This is a genomic window from Eudoraea sp., assembly GCF_049665975.1.
Classification (GTDB): Bacteria; Bacteroidota; Bacteroidia; order Flavobacteriales; family Flavobacteriaceae; genus Eudoraea.
Window position 1 is genome coordinate 1 of sequence record NZ_JBATGR010000055.1, and the last position, 4,191, is coordinate 4,191.

Annotated in this window: 2 protein-coding genes; one reads left to right on the plus strand and one right to left on the minus strand. The window is 40.7% G+C overall.

Annotated features, from left to right (window positions below):
* The coding region (locus WBN20_RS02325; protein WP_424280568.1) for a glycoside hydrolase family 65 protein at window positions 1-2,099 on the minus strand (2,099 nt) is incomplete at its 3' end.
* Window positions 2,100-2,398: 299 nt separating this feature from the next.
* On the opposite strand from WBN20_RS02325, the gene WBN20_RS02330 reads away from it, so the two are divergent.
* Window positions 2,399-3,583 carry a hypothetical protein gene (locus tag WBN20_RS02330; protein WP_424280569.1) on the plus strand — a complete coding sequence of 395 codons (1,185 nt, stop codon included), beginning with the start codon at window positions 2,399-2,401 and terminating at the stop codon, window positions 3,581-3,583.
* The last annotated feature ends 608 nt before the right edge of the window (window positions 3,584-4,191 follow it).

Sequence of the window (4,191 nt, forward strand, 5' to 3'; positions counted from 1 at the left end):
CCACCCATGGATGCGATATGTGCTCCATCTTTGACATTTCCTCCTACATCTGCCAGGTCCATCCATGCAGCATATCTTATGAGTTCCAAAGCCCTGTCGAGATAGTCCAATTCTAATGCCAGAATGCTATAAACACTGGCGGATAATGAAGAATCCCCCGTGGTTAGGGGATCGTAATAATCGTAATTTCGTTTCTTTTGCTCACAGGAAAACTCGTGGCCCAAAAGAAACATAGCCATAACAACATCTGCTTGTTTAATGACCTGGAAACGATAAATCACCAAAGGATGGTAATTAAGCAGCAAAGGATATTTATCCGTGGGAGTGTTTTCAAAATCCCAAATTTCCTTTTTAAGAAATCCGTCGTCCTGCGGATGGATCCCTGCCTCTTCATCATATGGAATATACATATGCTTTGCAGCTTTCCGCCATTCGTCAATCTCCTCCGGCTTAAGATCCGTGTCATGGGCGAGGGCCTTAAAACCTTCCGGTCTCTTTTTTTGCAATAATTCAAGGCTCTCCACCGCATATCTCAAATTCTCACGAGCCATCATATTTGTAAAAGCATTATTGTTTACTATGGCGGTATATTCATCCGGCCCTGTTACACCGTGAATATGAAACTCTTCTTTTCCATTAAGGGAATAAAAACCGAGGTCGGCCCACAAGCGAGCCGTTTCTATGAGCATCTCGGCGCCATAGTCAAAAAGAAACTCTTCATCACCGGTAACCTCAACATATTTCCTGAGAGCGTACATAATGTCTGCATTGATATGATATTGAGCCGTCCCGGCTGCATAATAAGCAGAAGCCTCGTCACCGGTAATAGTTCTCCACGGAAAGAGCGCGCCTTTCTGGTTTACTTCTTTTGCGCGCTTTCTGGCTTTATCCAGAAGGCTATAACGGAAACGCAGCAAGTTTCTCGCTACACTTGGAGCTGTATATATCAAAAAGGGCATGACATATACCTCAGTATCCCAGAAATAATGTCCTTCATAGGCCTCTCCGGTTAAACCTTTAGCCCCAATACCAGTACCTTCTACTCGTGCCGATGCCTGAAGTATATGGAACAGGTTGAAGCGGAGGCATTGCTGAGTCCGTCTATCCTTATGTATAGTTACCTCAATATCACTACGAGCCCAAAAATCATCCATAAAGCGCTGTTGGCCCTTGACGATATAGTCAAATCCCTCATTAACCACAGAACTCAGTGTTCGTCCGGTACGACCGCAAAGCTCTATAACCGGCGCACTTCGGGACGTGTGATATACCATGTATTTAATTAAACGGAAAGCAACTCCCTTTTCTGCTTTCACAGAATAGACAATTTTGGCCGAATCTTCGTGGCACTCGCTTTCAAATGAATAGTTATTCTCAGTTTCAATTACATGATCCACACCACAGGAAAGCGTCATTTTACTTGTTCGGACCTCATGCCCAAGAAAAACTCTTTGGTCCTTCACCTCGTTCACCTTAGGAATAAAAACATCGGGTTCGAAAGCAGGAGATTTTCGGGGATCCTTATTTCCTTCATTATTATTGCCATTATCTGAAGGACAACGTAATTTGGAAGATAGGATCAACTTTGCCGGGGCGTTTAGAACTTTTACTTCGTAGGAAATTGCCGCAACATGTCGGCGTTCCATTGAGACGATTCTGGTAGACTTAATGGAAACGCGTTTGCCGGAAGCCGTTTGCCAAAGGATATCGCGATGAAGCGCACCGGCTTTCATGTCAAGAACACGTTCATAAGATTTAAGATCGGCCGTGGGAAGATAAAAAGGCTCGTCGTCCACATACAGCCTGATCACTTTACTATCGGTAACATTCAGCATTGTTTGGCCGGTTTTGGCAAAACCATAGGCGCTTTCCCCATAGCGGATAGGCCATTGTTCATGGAATCCGTTGATAAATGTCCCTCGCTGTTCTACCGGTGTCCCTTCCTCGTGGTTGCCTCGAAAACCCAAATAGCCATTGCCTATAGCGAAAACAGTTTCGTCCTGGGCAAGATACTGAGGTGCAAACTTTTTTTGAATGATCTTCCAATCATCTAAAGGATAAATATGCTTCGGTGGAAGTTTAATCTCTCTCGATATCATAGAGGAATATTATTATTATAATTTTTTCAATTTCTAAATATAATTATCGCCCGAATATAAAACAATTTAATGCCTTACAACTTGGAATAGTGTTTTGCAAGTCCATAATCTTAAAGCTAATCAGTTTTAAGCTCTAAGAAACTCCAAACTGCCACAAGTTTTACTGATCTTGTGATCCATCCTAAAATAGACAGTGGTATGGCTAACTTGGGAAGATATTAAAGCATACATCGCTACATTTTTTAATTTTTCGGAAATTTTAGGATCAAAGGTTGCCTAAATTTCAATAATTTCACGACATGAAATCAATAATAAAACAGGGTCCAGTAATAGCCGAAGCATACGATACCAACACTGAAATGGCTCATGCTTACTTCAATAAAGTAAAAGAATGGGTTGCCAGTCAGGCTGAAACCATTGACGAACTTGATATCAAAGCCCGTTCATATGATAATGAAGCTTTGGCTTTCCGTACCATGCTAAAATTTATCGAATCCGAGAATATAATCCTGAATCTTAATGAGCAGGTTACACTAACACTCATTAACCCGGTATACAAAGAAACGGGACGAATGCAGAAGAGAGAGCAGCATCCGCATGGTGAGAACTCCTTGCGAACCAAGATTGCTTGTATTCAACATTTTGAACGTATCAATCCCTTGTTCAAAGGGCGGGTATTTGTAGTAGATGATGGATGCCCGGATGCATCGGGAGTTATGGCAGAAAATATAGTATCTGAATATCCGGGGTCTCCCCATAAAGTGTTTTTCCTGGCTAAGGCGATTGATGAGAATGATATTGATCTTCCTGCAGGAATTACGCATAAAAATGGCTCTAATCGCAGTGTGAAAGGTGGTGCAGCTTTGTTAGGCATGCAAAAAGCCTTGAAAACACCTGCAGAAGGAATTCATGTAATAGTTGATAATGATGCGGATTTGTCCGTTCACCCTATGCAGCTGGGTTTATTGGTTCAGGATATTGTTGATGGAAAAACAAAAACTGTTGCAGGATCGAGGCGGGAAGAAGATTCCGTTTCTTTAATTGGAGGAAGTCGAAACCTGCGGGGTAATTTGTTTATTCAAATTTGGCAACATTTCCTCCCTCAGCTGGCACAGAGAATTACCGATACAAATAGGGCGTTCAAGGCTTTTGAAAGTAGTGCGTTGGAAAGAATACTTCCATCTATTAAAATTTACACATTTCCTTATCAGATTGAATTATTACAGGCGTGTATATCCATGGATATTCCTTTGATCAAAAAAGGAGTTGCATATATAGATTCGGAAGCTGCCTCCACACAAAGCGGTGCTAATATCACCGAGACTTACCTGAATCAAATTAATCAGATCATAGATATTGCTAAAAGGTATAATACCATCCCCATTTCTGACCCACTTATGAAGTTTCTCTCTTCTATCTCCGAGGATGAATGGCGGGTGATTGAAGCGAATCCACCGACAAGTATTTTGGATCTTTTAGAATAAATATTGAATTCATCAGTGATCGCGACAGGGGACTGAACGGTAGTCAAAGGTCTGGTAGACTCCCGATAGTTATCGGGATGATAGTGAAGGGCTATGACTTGCTCAATGTCTCCATTCTGAACCCTTGAGTTATTAAGAAACTTGCATTGACCTTAGACGGAAAATACCGCATTGGAAAGAATGCAGATAATCAATTCTTGGAAAAAAACCTGACGATTTAAACCTTTAGAATCGGGAAGGCTAAGACCTATACATATGGAGAGAGTAGTTGTTTTCTCTTCATTTGGATATCCCAATTATTAATTGCAAAATGATAAACACTTAGTGGCCTAATCCTCTTCGGAGGATATCGGGTATTTAATAGAGCAGTAATTTGAATAAAAATCAATACCATTTCTATATGTTTTAACGTAGAATATGAACTCAATATCATTCCAACCCTTGAAATTAAATCGCTATATCTTCGTTTTTTTAACTAATCAATTAATTCGGTGAAAAGAAAGGAAAAAAACAGCAATTCCGTAAAGGCTTCGTTTTGTGGGACTTTCCAAAAAGTAATGGTTTACATAATCTTAAAAGAATCACAATCAAGGTGCTAGGCTTGTAAT

Bases quoted from the DNA above. Each gene is read 5' to 3' on its own strand.
- WBN20_RS02330 (WP_424280569.1), top strand. From the start codon at position 2,399: ATGAAATCAATAATAAAACAGGGTCCAGTAATAGCCGAAGCATACGAT.